This window comes from Achromobacter pestifer (assembly GCF_902859625.1).
GTDB classification, from domain to species: domain Bacteria; phylum Pseudomonadota; class Gammaproteobacteria; order Burkholderiales; family Burkholderiaceae_B; genus Achromobacter; species Achromobacter pestifer.
On the sequence record NZ_CADIJX010000005.1, the window covers coordinates 366,236 to 381,171 of the forward strand.

Genomic DNA, 14,936 nt, shown 5'->3' on the forward strand with positions numbered 1-14,936 from the left:
TGTCTTACAGTTTCGAGACGGCAACGTGTTGCAGCAGGGCCTCGACCGACACGTGCATCACGTCGGTAAAGGGCTTGGGATAGATCCCCATGTACAACACGGCGATCGCCATCACGCCAAGAATCACAAATTCGCGGCGGTTGATATCGGTCAGCGCACGTACATGGTCATTGGCGATGTCGCCCAGGACCACGCGCTTGACCATCCACAGCGAATACGAAGCACCCAGGATCAGGGCGGTAGCCGCCAACAGGCCGATCCAGAAGTTGTGCTCGACCGCGCCCATGATCACCATGAACTCGCCGACGAAACCGCTGGTGGCCGGCAGGCCGCTGTTGGCCATCGAGAACAGGATGAAGAACGTGGCAAAACGCGGCATCACGTTGACCACGCCGCCGTAGTCGGAGATGCGGCGCGAGTGCATGCGGTCATAGAGCACGCCAATACACATGAACATGGCGCCCGACACGAAACCGTGCGAGATCATCTGCACGATGGCGCCTTCGACGCCGGCCGTGTTGAAGATGAAGAAGCCCAGCGTCACGAAGCCCATGTGGGCCACCGACGAATAAGCCACCAGTTTCTTCATGTCTTCCTGGATGATCGCCACCAGACCGATGTAGATCACCGCAATCAGGGACAGCGTGATCATCAGGCCAGCCAGGCTGTGCGAGGCATCCGGCGTGATCGGCAGCGAGAAGCGCAGGAAGCCGTAGGCGCCCAGCTTCAGCATGATCGCGGCCAGCACGATGGAGCCGCCCGTGGGCGCTTCAACGTGGACATCCGGCAACCACGTGTGGACGGGCCACATCGGCACCTTCACCGCGAATGCCGCCAGCAGCGCCACGAAGATCAGGATCTGCTCGGTCTGGCCCAGCTTGACCTGGTGCCAGGTCAGGATGTCGAACGAACCACCCGAGGCGTGCCACAGGTAGATGAACGCGATCAAGGTCAACAGCGAACCCATCAGCGTGTACAGGAAGAACTTGAATGCCGCGTAGATGCGATTATCGCCGCCCCACGCACCGATGATGATGTACATCGGGATCAGCGTGGCTTCGAAGAACACATAGAACAGCATGCCGTCCAGCGCCGCGAACACGCCCACCATCAGACCGGACAGGATCAGGAAGGCGGCCATGTACTGCGCCACGCGGCTGGTGATCACTTCCCAGCCGGCCAACACCACGATGATGGTGATGAAGGCGGTCAGCAGGACGAACCACAGCGAAATGCCGTCAATGCCCAGGTGGTAGTTGACGTTGAAGGCTTCGATCCACGACGCCTTTTCCACGAACTGCATGGCAGCCGTGGTGTTGTCGAAACTGGTGTAGAGCGGGATCGTGACGAGGAAACCGGCGACAGCGCCAGCCAGCGACAGGCCGCGCGTCAGACCGGGACGGTCGTCACGGCCCACCGCCAGCACCAGCAGGCCGAATACGATCGGGACAAAGATCGCAAGCGTGAGCCAGGGGAAAGTGTTGGATGCCATCTCGCTTGCCATCATTGGGGAATCAGCACAAAGAAAGTCACCAGCGCCATGATGCCGATGATCATCGCGAAAGCGTAGTGATAGATGAAGCCGGATTGCAGGTGGCGGCTGACCGCTGCCACCCAGCCCACCACGCGGGCGCTACCGTTGACCAGGATGCCGTCGATGATGCCGCGGTCGCCGGTCTGCCACAGGCCACGGCCCAGTGCACGCAGGCCGCGAGCGATGATCTGCTCGTTGACCCAATCCACGTAGTACTTGTTTTCAAGCACCTTGTTCACGCCAGACAGGCTGGACTTGATCGCGGCGGGAACCTTCGGGTTGATCAGGTAGCAGTACCAGGCAATGACGCCGCCTGCCACGACCAGCCAGAACGGCAGGGTCTGGAAGGCATGCAGGCCATAGGCGACCCAGCCGTGCCACTCTTCGTTCAATTCGTGCATCGCCGGATGCTGCGGCAGCACCGTGATGACGCCGTTGAAGAACTTGCCGAACAGCATCGGATCCACGGCCCAGGCGCCAACCAGCACCGACGGAATCGCCAGCAGGATCAGCGGCAGCGTGACCACCCAGGGCGACTCATGCGGCTTGCCGCCATGATGGCCGTGGCCGTGATCGTCGTGACCGTGGTCGTCATGACCATGACCGTGACCGTGGTCGCTGGTGTCGAAGCGTTCCTTGCCGTGGAAGACCAGGAAGTACACGCGGAACGAGTACAGCGACGTCACGAACACACCAATCAGCACGGCGTAGTACGCGAAGCTTGCGCCCCAGACGTTGGCGTGGCCGGCGGCTTCAATGATGTTTTCCTTCGAGTAGAAACCCGAGAAGAACGGCGTGCCGACGAGAGCCAGCGTGCCCAGCAGGAAGGTGATCCAGGTGATGGGCATGTACTTGCGCAGGCCACCCATGTTGCGGATGTCCTGATCGTGGTGCATGCCGATGATGACCGAGCCCGCGCCCAGGAACAGCAGCGCCTTGAAGAAAGCGTGGGTCATCAGGTGGAAAATCGCCACCGAGTAGGCCGACGAACCCAGCGCGACCGTCATGTAGCCCAGCTGCGACAGCGTGGAATACGCGACCACGCGCTTGATGTCGGTCTGGATGATGCCCAGGATGCCCAGGAACAATGCACCGATGGCGCCGATCACGATGATGAACGACAGCGCGACGTCCGACAGTTCAAACAGGGGCGAGAAGCGCGCAACCATGAAGATGCCGGCCGTCACCATGGTGGCGGCGTGGATCAGCGCGGAGATCGGGGTCGGGCCTTCCATCGAGTCGGGCAGCCAGGCGTGCAGCGGAACCTGGGCCGACTTGCCCATGGCGCCGATGAACAGGCAGATACACGCCACCGTCAGCAGCATCCAGTCCGAACCCGGCAGGGTCATCGCGGCCAGCTTGTCGGCTTGGGCGAACACTTCGCCGTAGTGCATCGTGCCGGCGTACGCGAACAACAGGCCGATGCCCAGCACGAAGCCGAAGTCACCCACGCGGTTGATCAGGAACGCCTTCATGTTCGCGAAGATGGCGGTCGGACGGGTGTACCAGAAACCGATCAGCAGGTAGGACACCAGACCCACAGCTTCCCAGCCGAAGAACAGCTGCACCATGTTGTTCGACATCACCAGCATGAGCATGGAGAACGTGAACAGCGAGATGTACGAGAAGAAGCGCTGGTAGCCGGGATCATCCGCCATGTAGCCGATGGTGTAGATGTGCACCATCAGCGACACGGAGGTCACCACGACCATCATCATGGCCGACAGCGGATCGATCAGGAAGCCGATTTCCAGCTTGGTCTGACCGATCAGGCTCCAGGTGTAGACGGCGCCGTCAAAGCGCAGGCCGTTGAGCACGTCGCCCAACACCACCACCGAACCAATGGCGGAAATCAAGACGCCCAGGATGGTGATGACGTGCGACGCACGGCGGCCGATGGGGCGGCCAAGGAACCCGGTGCCAAAAAGGCCCGCGAGAATTGCTCCGGCCAGCGGTGCCAGCGCGATGAGCAAGTAGAGATTGGGTGAGCTAGACATTTTCTTCCAATACCCCGTCAGCCCTTCAGGCGATCGAGTTGGTCAACGTTGATCGTGTTCAGGTTGCGGAACAGCAGCACCAGGATGGCCAGGCCGATCGCCGCTTCAGCGGCGGCCACGGTCAGGATGAAGAACACGAACACCTGACCGGCGGTATCGCCGAACCAGCTGGAGAACGCCACGAAGTTCATGTTGACGGCCAGGAGCACAAGCTCGATGGACATCAAGAGAATGATCAGGTTGCGGCGGTTCAGGAAGATGCCGAAGATCCCGATGGCGAACAGGATCGCCCCGAGAATCAGATAGTGGGCCAGCGTCAGCGTCATTCTTTTTCTCCTTGGGGCGCGGCGGGGGCAGCGGACGCACCGTCACGCTTGGCCTGGGCGCGCTCGCTCTGGGCGGGCATGCTCACCATGCGGAAGCGGTCCTTGGCACGCACGCGGACGGCGGCCACCGGGTCGTTGTACTTCACGTCGCGGCGGCGACGCAGGGTCAGCGCAATCGCGGCGACCATGCCCACCAGCAGCAGAGCGGCACCCACTTCAATCGCGTAGACGTACTGGGTGTACATGACTTCGCCCAGCGCGCGGGCGTTGTTGTAGTCACCGGCAACCGGCGCTTGCGGACCCGCGCCGTACCAGGTGGAACCCAGCACGAAGGACATTTCCAGCACCAGCACCAGACCGATCACCAGGCCCAAAGGCAGGTAGGTCTTCATGCCTTGGCGCATGGTGTCCATGCGGATATCCAGCATCATCACGACGAAGAGGAAGAGCACCATCACGGCGCCCACGTACACCAGCACCAGCAGCAGCGCCAGGAATTCAGCGCCCAACAGCATCCACAGCATCGCGGCGTTGGAGAACGCCAGGATCAGATGCAGCACAGCAGTGACCGGACTGCGCGCGGTGATCACGCGGAACGCCGCGATCACCAGCACGGTGGCCAGTATGTAGAAAAGGACAGTGGTAAAAGTCATGGATCAGACCCTGGGCTTCAACGGTAAGGAGCGTCGTCGGCCCGGCGGCGGGCGATGTCGGCTTCGTAGCGGTCGCCCACGGCGAGCAGCATGTCTTTGGTGAAATACAGGTCGCCGCGCTTTTCACCGTGGTATTCGTGGATATGGGTTTCCACGATCGAGTCCACGGGGCAGCTTTCCTCACAGAAGCCGCAGAAAATGCACTTGGTCAGATCGATGTCGTAGCGCGTGGTGCGGCGCGAGCCGTCATCACGCTGTTCCGATTCGATGGTGATCGCCAAGGCCGGACACACGGCTTCGCACAGCTTGCACGCGATGCAACGCTCTTCCCCGTTGGGGTAGCGGCGCAATGCGTGCAGGCCGCGGAATCGCGCCGACGTGGGCGTCTTTTCCTGCGGATAACGCAAGGTGACCTTGCGCTTGAAAAAATACTTGCCCGTCAGGCGCATGCCCTTGAGCAATTCGGTCAGCATCAGACTGCCGAAGAAATCCTTGATCGCTTCCATATCCTGCCTCTGCCTGGCGGCTTAGCGCCAAATGTTCCAGGGCGTCTGCATCCAGATCGCCACCACGACCAGCCAAACGCCGGTCAGCGGGATGAAGATTTTCCAACCCAAACGCATGATCTGGTCATAGCGGTAGCGCGGGAACGAGGCCCGGAACCACACAAACAACGAGACCACGAAGAACGTCTTGAGACCCAGCCAGATCCAACCCGGAATCCAGGTCAGCGGCGCGATGTCGATCGGGGATGCCCAGCCGCCCAGGAACATGATCGATGCCATGCAGGACAGCAGAATCATGTTGGCGTATTCACCCAGGAAGAACAGGGCGAAGGCCATACCCGAGTACTCGACCATGTGGCCGGCCACGATTTCCGATTCGCCTTCCACCACGTCGAACGGGTGACGGTTGGTTTCGGCAACGATCGCCACCACGTAGATCACGAACAGCGGCAACAGCGGCAGCCAGTTCCAGGACATGAACGTCAGGCCCTTGTCGGCAAACCAGCCGCGGTTCTGAACGTTGACGATCTCGGACATGTTCAGGCTGCCAGACACCAGCAGCACCGTCACCAGCACGAAGCCGATGGCCAGTTCATACGACAGCATCTGCGCCGAGGCGCGCAAGGCGCCCAGGAAGGCGTACTTGGAGTTCGACGCCCAGCCCGCCACGATCACGCCATACACGCCGATCGACGTGATGGCCATGATGTACAGCAGGCCGGCGTTGACGTTGGCCAACACGACATCAGGACCGAAGGGCACCACGGCCCAGGCCGCCAGCGCGGGCATCAGCGTGACCACGGGGGCCACGATGAACAGCACCTTGTTGGCTTCGCTGGGGACGATGACTTCCTTCGTCAGCAGCTTGAACACGTCGGCGAAAGGTTGCAGCAACCCCTTGAAGCCGACGCGGTTCGGGCCCACGCGAACGTGCATGGCGCCGATCATCTTGCGTTCCCAGTACGTCAGGTACGCGACGCACAGAATGATCGGCACGGCGATGACCACAATCTTGATGAGGGTCCAGAGGACCATCCAGACCGTCGGGCCCAGCAATGCCTGCCCGTGGCTCTCAAGAACATTAAGCCATTCCATCAGGCACGCTCCACGCTGAGTTGACCGAATGCGCCACCCAGGGCTGCGGTGTTTTCAAAGGCTGCGGAAATGCGCACGGCACGATCGGCCACGGCATCATCCTGCACGGTTTCAAGCTCGACAGCGCCTTGCGCACCCGCGACGCGCACCTTGACGCCGGCCGTCAGGCCCAGGCTCGTGAGCGTACGGCCGTTCATGGCGGCAGCGGGCTTCTTCGAGGCGGGCGACGCTTGCAGCGGCTCGGAACGGCGGACCATGGCATCGGTGCGGTAGATCGGCACGTCAGCCACGCGCTCCAGGCCCGTCACGGCTTGGCCCAGGCCCAACGGGGCCTTGATGTCGTTGGACAGGCGGCCTTCGATGCCGCCAGCCAGCGCGGCGTCGCGCACGGATTCGGAGGTTTCGTCGTCAAAGCCGGCCAGGTGCAGGACGTTGCCCAGCACACGCAGGACCTTCCAGCCCGGGCGCGTCTGACCCAACGGCGAGACCGTGCCCTTGAAGCTCTGGGCCAGGCCTTGCGCGTTGACGTAGGTGCCCGAGGTTTCGGTGAACGGCGACACCGGCAGCATGACATCGGCCCATTCGGCAGCGGCCGAACGGTACGGCGTCAGGGCGACCGCGAATTGCGCGCCACGCAGCGCGGCGATGGCTTGCTGGCCGTTGTCGGCATCCAGCAGCGGCTCGGCGTGCAGCACGACGTACGCCTTCAGCGGTTCCGCCAGCATCGCGGCGGCGGTCTTGCCGCCCTTGCCCGGAACAGCACCGGCCAGGTAACCGCCGACGGTGTTGCCGCCAGAGGTCAGGAAGCCGAACTTGCCACCGGCCAGGTCCGCCACGGCGCGGCCGTTCGCGGCCAGCGTCGATGCCTGGGCGCTGGCGACGGCCAGGTTGCCCATCAGCACGGCGGTGTTGGCGCCGGAAGCCAGGCTGGCGGCGATGATCTTGGCGTTTTCGCCCGGCGTGACCGAGGCGAATTCGGCCGGCACGGCCTGTTCGCGGGCTTGCGCCAGGGCGACGGCCACTTCGGCCAGCGCACGCGGCAGCTCGGACGGCGCCACGGTGATGCGGGCGGCGATGGGCATCAGAGGATCGTCAGCAGCGCTGTCGACCATCAGGATCTGCGTGCCGCGCTTGGCGGCCTGGCGCAGACGCTGCGCCATCAGCGGATGATCCTTGCGCAGGAACGAGCCGACGACCAGGACACGGTCCAGGTTGTCGAGTTCGGCGATGGGCATGCCCAACCACGGCGCGCCCGTCAATGCGGCGTCGAAAGCCGGATCGGTCTGGCGCAGGCGGAAGTCGATGTTCTCGGAACCCAGCGCGCGGACCAGGCGGCCCAGCAGCGCATATTCTTCGGTCGTGGCGTATTCCGACGCCAGGGCGCCGATCTGGCCGGCACCGAAGCTGTCGCGAACGCGGGACAGGCCTTGGGCCACGGCTTGCAGCGCGTCGGCCCAGGAGGCTTCCTGCCACTTGCCGTCGGTGCCCTTGATCATCGGGGCGGACAGGCGGTCTTCGCTGTTCAGGCCTTCATACGAGAAGCGGTCGCGGTCGCTGATCCAGCATTCGTTGACGGCTTCGTCTTCAAACGGGACCACGCGCATCACGCGGTCGCCCTTGACCTGGACAACCAGATTGGCGCCCAGGCTGTCGTGCGGGCTGACCGAACGGCGGCGTGCCAATTCCCAGGTACGGGCGCTGTAACGGAAGGGCTTGGAGGTCAGCGCGCCCACCGGACAGATGTCGATCATGTTGCCCGACAGTTCGGACTCGATCGAGCGGCCGACGAACGTCGTGATCTCGGAGTGTTCGCCACGGCCCAGCATGCCGAGTTCCATGACGCCGGCGATTTCCTGGCCGAAGCGCACGCAACGGGTGCAGTGGATGCAGCGGCTCATTTCCTCGGCGGAAACCAGCGGACCCAGATCCTTGTGGAATACGACGCGCTTTTCCTCTTGGTAACGCGAGGAAGAGCCACCGTAACCCACGGCCAGATCCTGCAACTGGCATTCACCGCCCTGATCGCAGATCGGGCAGTCAAGCGGGTGATTGATGAGCAAGAATTCCATCACCGATTTCTGAGCGGCGCGAGCCTTCTCAGAGCAGGTGTGGACGACCATGCCGTTGGTCACGGGCGTGGCGCAGGCGGGCAGCGCCTTGGGCGCTTTTTCCACTTCAACCAGGCACATCCGGCAGTTGGCCGCGATGGACAGTTTCTTGTGGTAGCAGAAATGCGGCACGTAAAGCCCGACTTTCTGAGCGGCATGCATGACCATGCTGCCTTCGGGCACTTCGACCTGATTGCCGTCGACGGTTAGTTCAACCATTGCTGTTCCTGAGACCTACAGATATTGCGGGACCACACAAGACTTATGCTCGATGTGGTGCGCGAATTCGTCGCGAAAATGCTTGAGGAAGCCACGGACGGGCATGGCGGCGGCGTCACCCAGGGCGCAGATGGTGCGGCCCATGATGTTGCCCGCCACGTTGTCCAGCAAGTCCAGATCTTCCGGACGGCCGTGACCGTTTTCGATGCGATGCACCATGCGATAGAGCCAGCCCGTGCCTTCACGGCACGGCGTGCACTGACCGCAGCTTTCCTCGAAATAGAAGTACGACAAGCGCAGCAGCGACTTCACCATGCAGCGCGTTTCGTCCATGACGATCACCGCGCCAGAACCCAGCATCGAGCCGGCCTTGGCGATGGAGTCATAGTCCATCGTGCATTCCATGATGATGTCGGCAGGCAGCACCGGCGCGCTGGATCCACCGGGGATCACGGCCTTGAGCTTCTTGCCGCCACGCATGCCGCCTGCCAGTTCAAGCAGGGTCGAGAACGGGGTGCCCAGCGGAATCTCGTAGTTGCCGGGACGTTCGACGTCGCCGGTGATCGAGAACAGCTTGGTACCGCCGTTGTTCGGCTTGCCCACTTCCAGGTAAGCCTGGCCGCTGTTGCGGATGATCCACGGCACCGCCGCGAACGTTTCGGTGTTGTTGATCGTGGTGGGCTTGCCGTACAGGCCGAAGCTGGCGGGGAACGGCGGCTTGAAGCGCGGTTGGCCCTTCTTGCCTTCCAGCGATTCCAGCAGCGCGGTTTCTTCGCCGCAGATGTAGGCGCCGTAACCGTGGAACGCATGCAGCTGGAAGCTGTAGTCCGAACCCAGGATCTTGTCGCCCAGGAAGCCGGCGGCGCGCGCCTCTTCCAGCGCTTCTTCAAAGCGCTCGTAGACTTCGAAGATTTCGCCGTGGATGTAGTTGTAGCCGACGCTGATGCCCATGGCGTAGGCTGCGATTGCCATGCCTTCAATCACGATGTGCGGATTGAAGCGCAGGATGTCGCGGTCCTTGAACGTGCCCGGCTCACCTTCGTCCGAGTTGCAGACGAGGTATTTCTGGCCCGGGAAGGCGCGCGGCATGAAGCTCCACTTCAGGCCGGTCGGAAAACCTGCGCCGCCACGGCCGCGCAGACCCGACGCCTTGACTTCGGCGATCACGTCCTCGGGCTTCAGGCCGGTGGTCAGGATCTTCTTCAGCGCTTCGTAGCCGCCGCGCTTGACGTAGTCGGCCAGGCGCCAGTTTTCGCCGTCGACATCCGCCATGATCTGCGGCGTGATGTGCCGGCCGTGCAGGCACATCGAATTGGAAGCGTCATTCAGCGGGTTGGGATCCAGCCCTTGCGCGAACTGCTTGTACAGGTCGGGCGCGTTCATGCCGACTCTCCTTGCACCTTGAGGGCCGCGACCAGCGCGTCCAGCTTCTCGTCGGTCATGCGCACGCACATATGCTTGTTGTTCACGATCAGCACGGGGGAATCGCCGCAAGCGCCCATGCATTCGCCTTCAACCAGCGTGAACTGGCCGTCGGCAGTGGTTTGACGATAGTCGACACCCAGCTTGCGCTTGAGGTATTCGCCGGCACGGTCGCCATCGCGCAAGGCACAGGGCAGGTTCGTGCAAACGGCGATCTTGTTCTTGCCGACGGGCTTGACGTCGAACATGTTGTAGAACGTGGCGACTTCCTGCACCGCAATGGGCGGGACGCCAATGTAATTGGCCACATCTTCAATGGTTTCGGTAGCCAACCAGCCCTTCTCTTCTTGCGCGATGGCAAGCGAGGCCATGATGGCGGACTGCCGCTGGTCGGCCGGGAACTTCGCGAGTTCTCGGTCGATTTTCTGGTAGGCCTGTTCGGAAAGCAGCATAGTTTGAATCCGGGTTATGCGGGCGTGCTCGTGACTGTCTGGGCGGATCAGCGATCGATCTCGCCAAAAACGATGTCCTGCGTACCAATGATGGTGACGGCGTCGGCGATCATGTGACCACGCGACATCTCGTCCAGCGCTTGCAGGTGGACAAAACCGGGGGCCCGAATCTTCAGGCGGTAAGGCTTGTTGGCGCCATCCGACACCAGATAGATGCCGAATTCGCCCTTGGGATGCTCCACCGAGGCAAACGCCTCGCCCGGGGGCACGTGGAAACCTTCGGTGAAAAGCTTGAAATGGTGAATCAGCTCTTCCATGTTGGTCTTCATGGCGGTGCGCGAAGGCGGGGCGATCTTGTGATTCTCGATCATGACCGGACCCGGATTGTTGCGCAGCCATTCCACGCACTGGCGGATGATGCGATTACTTTCACGCATTTCAGCGATGCGGACCAGATAACGGTCGTAGCAGTCGCCGTTGACACCCACGGGGATGTCGAAATCAAGCAGATCGTAGACTTCGTAAGGCTGCGTCTTGCGCAAGTCCCAGGCCACGCCCGAGCCACGCAGCATCGGGCCGGTGAAGCCCAGCGCCTTGGCGCGGTCGGGATCGACCACGCCGATGCCCACCAGACGCTGCTTCCAGATGCGGTTGTCGGTGAGCAGCGTTTCGTACTCGTCGACGCAGGCCGGGAAGCGGTTGGTGAAGTCTTCGATGAAGTCCAGCAGCGAGCCCGAACGCGCGTCGTTCATGATGCGCATTTCTTTGTCGCCGCGATACTTGCTGGTGTCGCCGTACTGCGGCATCGTGTCCGGCAGGTCGCGGTAGACGCCGCCCGGACGGTAGTAGGCCGCGTGCATGCGCGCGCCCGAGACCGCTTCATAGCAGTCCATCAGGTCTTCGCGTTCACGGAAGGCATACAGGAACACCGCCATGGCGCCCACGTCCAGTGCGTGCGAACCCAGCGACATCAGGTGGTTCAAGAGACGGGTGATCTCGTCGAACATCACGCGGATGTACTGGGCGCGCAGCGGCGCTTCAACGCCCAGCAGCTTTTCGATCGCCATGACGTAGGCGTGCTCGTTGCACATCATGGACACGTAGTCCAGGCGGTCCATGTAGGGCAGCGCCTGGATGTAGGTCTTGTGTTCGGCCAACTTTTCAGTGGCGCGATGCAGCAGGCCGATGTGCGGGTCGGCGCGCTGGATGACTTCGCCGTCCAGTTCCAGCACCAGGCGCAACACACCGTGCGCGGCCGGATGCTGAGGACCGAAGTTGAGCGTGTAGTTCTTGATTTCTGCCATGATTTAACGCCCCAAGCCGTAGGAGTCTTCGCGGACCACGCGCGGGGTGATCTCGCGCGGATCGATCGTGACCGGCTGGTAAATGACGCGCCGTTGTTCCGGGTCGTAACGCATTTCGACGGTGCCGGACAACGGGAAGTCCTTGCGGAACGGGTGGCCGATGAAACCGTAGTCGGTGAGGATGCGGCGCAAGTCCGGGTGGCCTTCGAAGACGATGCCGTACAGATCGAAGGCCTCGCGCTCGAACCAGCCCACCGTCGGCCAGCATTCCATCAGCGAGGCGATGAGCGGGAATTCGTCGTCAGTGGCCCAGGTGCGGACACGCAGGCGCCAGTTGTTTTCGATCGACAGCAGATGGATCACCACGGCAAAACGCGAGCGGTGGATCTTGGCGCTGGTTTCCTCGGGCAGCTGGCGCGTGCCGTTGCCCCAGGTCAGGTAGTCGACGCCACAGAGGTCGATACAGGTTTCAAAGCGCAGGCCGGCTTCGGCGCGCAGCTTGTTGCAGACGGAGAACCACTGCTGCGCGGGCACTTCGAGCGTCAGCTCGCCCAACGCCTCGGTCAGCGCGATATCCGCGCCGAGGGTGGTCTGCAAATTGTTTTTCAGGGTTTCGAGCCTGGTCATCATCTTGTACGCTTAGGTGAACCGATACGCTGGTTTCGCAAGGCCCGCGGCAACAACTGCCGCCAGGCGGGGCGAAGGCTCAGCGCGCAATCGTGTTGGTCAGACGGATCTTGTTCTGCATTTGCAGCAAGCCGTAGACCAGCGCCTCGGCCGTGGGCGGGCAGCCCGGCACGTAGACGTCTACCGGTACGATCCGATCGCAGCCACGAACCACCGAGTACGAATAGTGGTAGTAGCCGCCGCCATTGGCACAGGAGCCCATGGAAACCACCCAGCGCGGCTCGGGCATCTGGTCATAGACCTTGCGCAGCGCCGGCGCCATCTTGTTGCACAGCGTGCCAGCGACGATCATCAGATCGGACTGACGCGGACTGGGCCGGAAGATGATCCCGAACTGGTCCAGGTCATAACGGGCCGCGCCCGCGTGCATCATCTCAACCGCGCAACAGGCCAGACCGAAGGTCATGGGCCACATGGAGCCGGTCTTCGCCCAATTAAGGAACTTATCGGCGCTGGTTGTGATGAACCCTTGCTTGAGAATGCCGTCTATAGCCATATTCGTCTCTGATAGCGTGCTGTGAAAAAAACCCAAGGGGGTTTATTCCCAGTCCAGCGCGCCCTTTTTCCATTCGTAGATGAAGCCGACGGTCAACACGGCTAGGAAAACCATGACCGTCCAGAAACCGACGAGCCCGACTGTGCCTTGGGCGATGGCCCACGGGAACAGGAACGCGATTTCCAGGTCGAAAAGAATGAACAGAATCGCCACCAGGTAGTAGCGCACGTCAAACTTCATGCGGGCGTCTTCAAACGCTTCAAAGCCGCACTCATAGGGCGACAGCTTCTCAGCGTAGGGACGCCGTGGGCCAAGGAGGGAGCCGGCCGTTAGAAGCGCGAACCCGATGAGGGTGGCCACTACGATAAACAGCAGGACGGGAAAATACTGTTGCAGGTTCATTCAGGCGTCCGTCAAATGCGCAAACCTTAGGATTGTAGCATTCGCGTGGTTACTTCTGGCTGAACTCTGTAGCTTGAACAGAGGGTGAAAGACTGCATTCCTTAAATGGAACAATCGCAGTTTTCGAAGGCAGATCCGCAAGGATACAGGACTCGCCTGACAAGCACCTGCCGCACCAGGAAAATCACACGCTGGATAAAAAAAAAGCCACCCCGGAAGGTGGCTTTATACGAACGGGCCGAAGCCCGTTCGTTCGCTTTCGCTCTGAATCCAGACAGGGCTTGCGCCCTGCGTTGGATTAGAAGCGGTGGCGGATACCGACGCCGACGGCGGTCGACTTCAGGTCGTCGATGAAGGCGTAGTTCTTGGCATACGAACCGTAGGCGTACAGGTTCGTGCGCTTCGACAGGTCGTAGGTGTAGCCCAGCGAGTACACCTGGGTGCTTTCGTCGCCGCCAGTCAACTTGTTGTTGCTGGGGTCAACCATTTGCCACGAACCGAACAGGCTGCTTGCGCCGCCGATCGGGGCGGACAGGCCGACCATGTACGAGTTGGCCTTGAAGCCATCAGCAAAGGCGTTGGCGCCGAAGTTGATGCTGCCCAGGTTGGTGTCGACGCCTTGACCAGCGAACCAGCCGTCGGTCGTGCGAGCGTAGGCCAAAGCCAGCTTCACGACTTCAAAGTCGTACGAACCGCCGATGGCGTACTGACGCGGGGTAGCGTCGGTCGAAGCCGTCGACAGCTTGTTCGAAGCGTTCAGTTGGTCGTACGTCAGAGCGACGTTCAGGGGGCCGTTGACGTAGCGCAGACCGGTCGTGATGGCGCGGGTGTTGTCGGCGGTCTTGAAGCCGGTTTGAGCGGTGTTGGTGTCGTTCACGTTGAACGAGTAGCCGACGCCGAACTGGAAGCCGCTGAACGACGGGGTCTGATACATGACCATGTTGTCGTAGCGGTTGGTGTTCGCGGCGCTCAGAGCCACGCCGATGTTAGCTTGACCGAAGCCAGCGCCAAACGGATCGATCGAGCCGAAGTACTTCGACGCGATGTTGGTTTGACGACCGAAGTCCAGTTGGCCCCAGCTGTCGCTGGCCAGACCGACGGTGGCTTGACGACCGAACAGGCGGCCGCCTTGAGCGGAGTTGCCGTTACCGGAGTTGAAACCCGATTCCAGTTGGAAAACAGCGCGCAGGCCGTCACCCAGGTCTTCCGAGCCACGCAGACCCCAGCGCGAACCGTTCTGGACGCCGTTGATCATGCCGAAACGGCTGCCGTTCACGGCATCGTTCGCAGCACCGCTGATCTTGTTGTAGCCGAGGCCCGTGTCGATGATGCCGTACAGGGTGACAGACGTTTCTGCCTGGGCGACACCGGCAAAACCGGCGAGCAGGGCGGCAGCGAGCAGAGTCTTTTTCATTTAAGAAATCTCCGTTGATTTGAGTGACAAGAGCAGCAATCCAGCAAACCAGCCTGCCGCCCCCCTAACTCCGCGAAGGGAAGTTGACGCTATTGCATCAAAAATCGGGGGGACTGGCTATGGTCGGCGTCAGAAAAGTGCAGGTTTGCGACACCCTTGTTGGGATATTGCAACATTGCCCGAGCATGGCGCCAAAGCTGCTAGGGCTAACCCTAGGCAAAACAGGCAAGCCCGTATTCATGCGACTTTCAGCCCTGCCCCTAATTATTTCATGCACTTTGGGGTCCTGCTTTCAAACGCCTTTCCGGCCGAATTCAATCC

General features: G+C 61.6%; 14 protein-coding genes. All 14 read right to left on the reverse strand.

The genetic code is table 11. The features are described 5' to 3' along the window. Window positions 1-4 precede the first annotated feature (4 nt). The 14 genes from HV753_RS20840 to HV753_RS20905 all read right to left on the reverse strand — a co-directional run bounded on the left by HV753_RS20840 (window position 5) and on the right by HV753_RS20905 (window position 14,615). A complete protein-coding gene (locus HV753_RS20840) occupies window positions 5-1,507 on the reverse strand; it encodes an NADH-quinone oxidoreductase subunit M (RefSeq protein ID WP_175176491.1) in 1,503 nt (500 codons plus the stop codon). Continuing rightward, window positions 1,504-3,531 carry an NADH-quinone oxidoreductase subunit L gene (nuoL, locus tag HV753_RS20845; RefSeq protein WP_175176492.1) on the reverse strand — a complete coding sequence of 676 codons (2,028 nt, stop codon included), beginning with the start codon at window positions 3,529-3,531 and terminating at the stop codon, window positions 1,504-1,506. The genes HV753_RS20840 and nuoL overlap by 4 nt, the downstream gene beginning before the upstream one ends. Before the next feature lie 17 nt (window positions 3,532-3,548). Next, window positions 3,549-3,857 carry an NADH-quinone oxidoreductase subunit NuoK gene (gene nuoK / locus HV753_RS20850; protein ID WP_175176493.1) on the reverse strand — a complete coding sequence of 103 codons (309 nt, stop codon included), beginning with the start codon at window positions 3,855-3,857 and terminating at the stop codon, window positions 3,549-3,551. Next, window positions 3,854-4,510, reverse strand: coding sequence for an NADH-quinone oxidoreductase subunit J (locus HV753_RS20855; RefSeq protein WP_175176494.1), 657 nt, complete (start codon window positions 4,508-4,510; stop codon window positions 3,854-3,856). Before HV753_RS20855 ends, nuoK begins: the two co-directional genes overlap by 4 nt. 17 nt (window positions 4,511-4,527) lie before the next feature. Beyond that, window positions 4,528-5,016: an NADH-quinone oxidoreductase subunit NuoI gene (gene nuoI, locus HV753_RS20860; RefSeq protein WP_006223758.1), complete on the reverse strand. Its 489-nt coding sequence runs from the start codon at window positions 5,014-5,016 to the stop codon at window positions 4,528-4,530. Window positions 5,017-5,037: 21 nt separating this feature from the next. Beyond that, entirely contained in the window at window positions 5,038-6,111 is a 1,074-nt protein-coding gene (gene nuoH, locus HV753_RS20865) for an NADH-quinone oxidoreductase subunit NuoH (protein ID WP_175176495.1), read from the reverse strand. Then, window positions 6,111-8,438 carry an NADH-quinone oxidoreductase subunit NuoG gene (gene nuoG / locus HV753_RS20870; protein ID WP_175176496.1) on the reverse strand — a complete coding sequence of 776 codons (2,328 nt, stop codon included), beginning with the start codon at window positions 8,436-8,438 and terminating at the stop codon, window positions 6,111-6,113. Before nuoG ends, nuoH begins: the two co-directional genes overlap by 1 nt. A 15-nt stretch (window positions 8,439-8,453) precedes the next feature. Further along, window positions 8,454-9,821, reverse strand: a complete 1,368-nt coding sequence (gene nuoF, locus HV753_RS20875) for an NADH-quinone oxidoreductase subunit NuoF (RefSeq protein WP_175176497.1) — start codon at window positions 9,819-9,821, stop codon at window positions 8,454-8,456. Further along, on the reverse strand, window positions 9,818-10,312 hold the full coding sequence (gene nuoE / locus HV753_RS20880; protein ID WP_006217963.1) for an NADH-quinone oxidoreductase subunit NuoE: 495 nt from the start codon (window positions 10,310-10,312) through the stop codon (window positions 9,818-9,820). Before nuoE ends, nuoF begins: the two co-directional genes overlap by 4 nt. A 47-nt stretch (window positions 10,313-10,359) precedes the next feature. Continuing rightward, on the reverse strand, window positions 10,360-11,616 hold the full coding sequence (locus tag HV753_RS20885) for an NADH-quinone oxidoreductase subunit D (protein ID WP_175176498.1): 1,257 nt from the start codon (window positions 11,614-11,616) through the stop codon (window positions 10,360-10,362). A 3-nt stretch (window positions 11,617-11,619) separates the two neighbouring features. Further along, window positions 11,620-12,246 (reverse strand): NADH-quinone oxidoreductase subunit C, encoded by a 627-nt coding sequence (locus tag HV753_RS20890; RefSeq protein WP_175176499.1) that lies wholly within the window; start codon window positions 12,244-12,246, stop codon window positions 11,620-11,622. Window positions 12,247-12,322: 76 nt separating this feature from the next. Further along, window positions 12,323-12,799 (reverse strand): NuoB/complex I 20 kDa subunit family protein, encoded by a 477-nt coding sequence (locus tag HV753_RS20895; RefSeq protein WP_006217960.1) that lies wholly within the window; start codon window positions 12,797-12,799, stop codon window positions 12,323-12,325. A 42-nt stretch (window positions 12,800-12,841) separates the two neighbouring features. Beyond that, window positions 12,842-13,201, reverse strand: a complete 360-nt coding sequence (locus HV753_RS20900; protein WP_006217959.1) for an NADH-quinone oxidoreductase subunit A — start codon at window positions 13,199-13,201, stop codon at window positions 12,842-12,844. A 298-nt stretch (window positions 13,202-13,499) separates the two neighbouring features. Beyond that, window positions 13,500-14,615 carry a porin gene (locus HV753_RS20905; RefSeq protein WP_175176500.1) on the reverse strand — a complete coding sequence of 372 codons (1,116 nt, stop codon included), beginning with the start codon at window positions 14,613-14,615 and terminating at the stop codon, window positions 13,500-13,502. Window positions 14,616-14,936 lie beyond the last annotated feature (321 nt).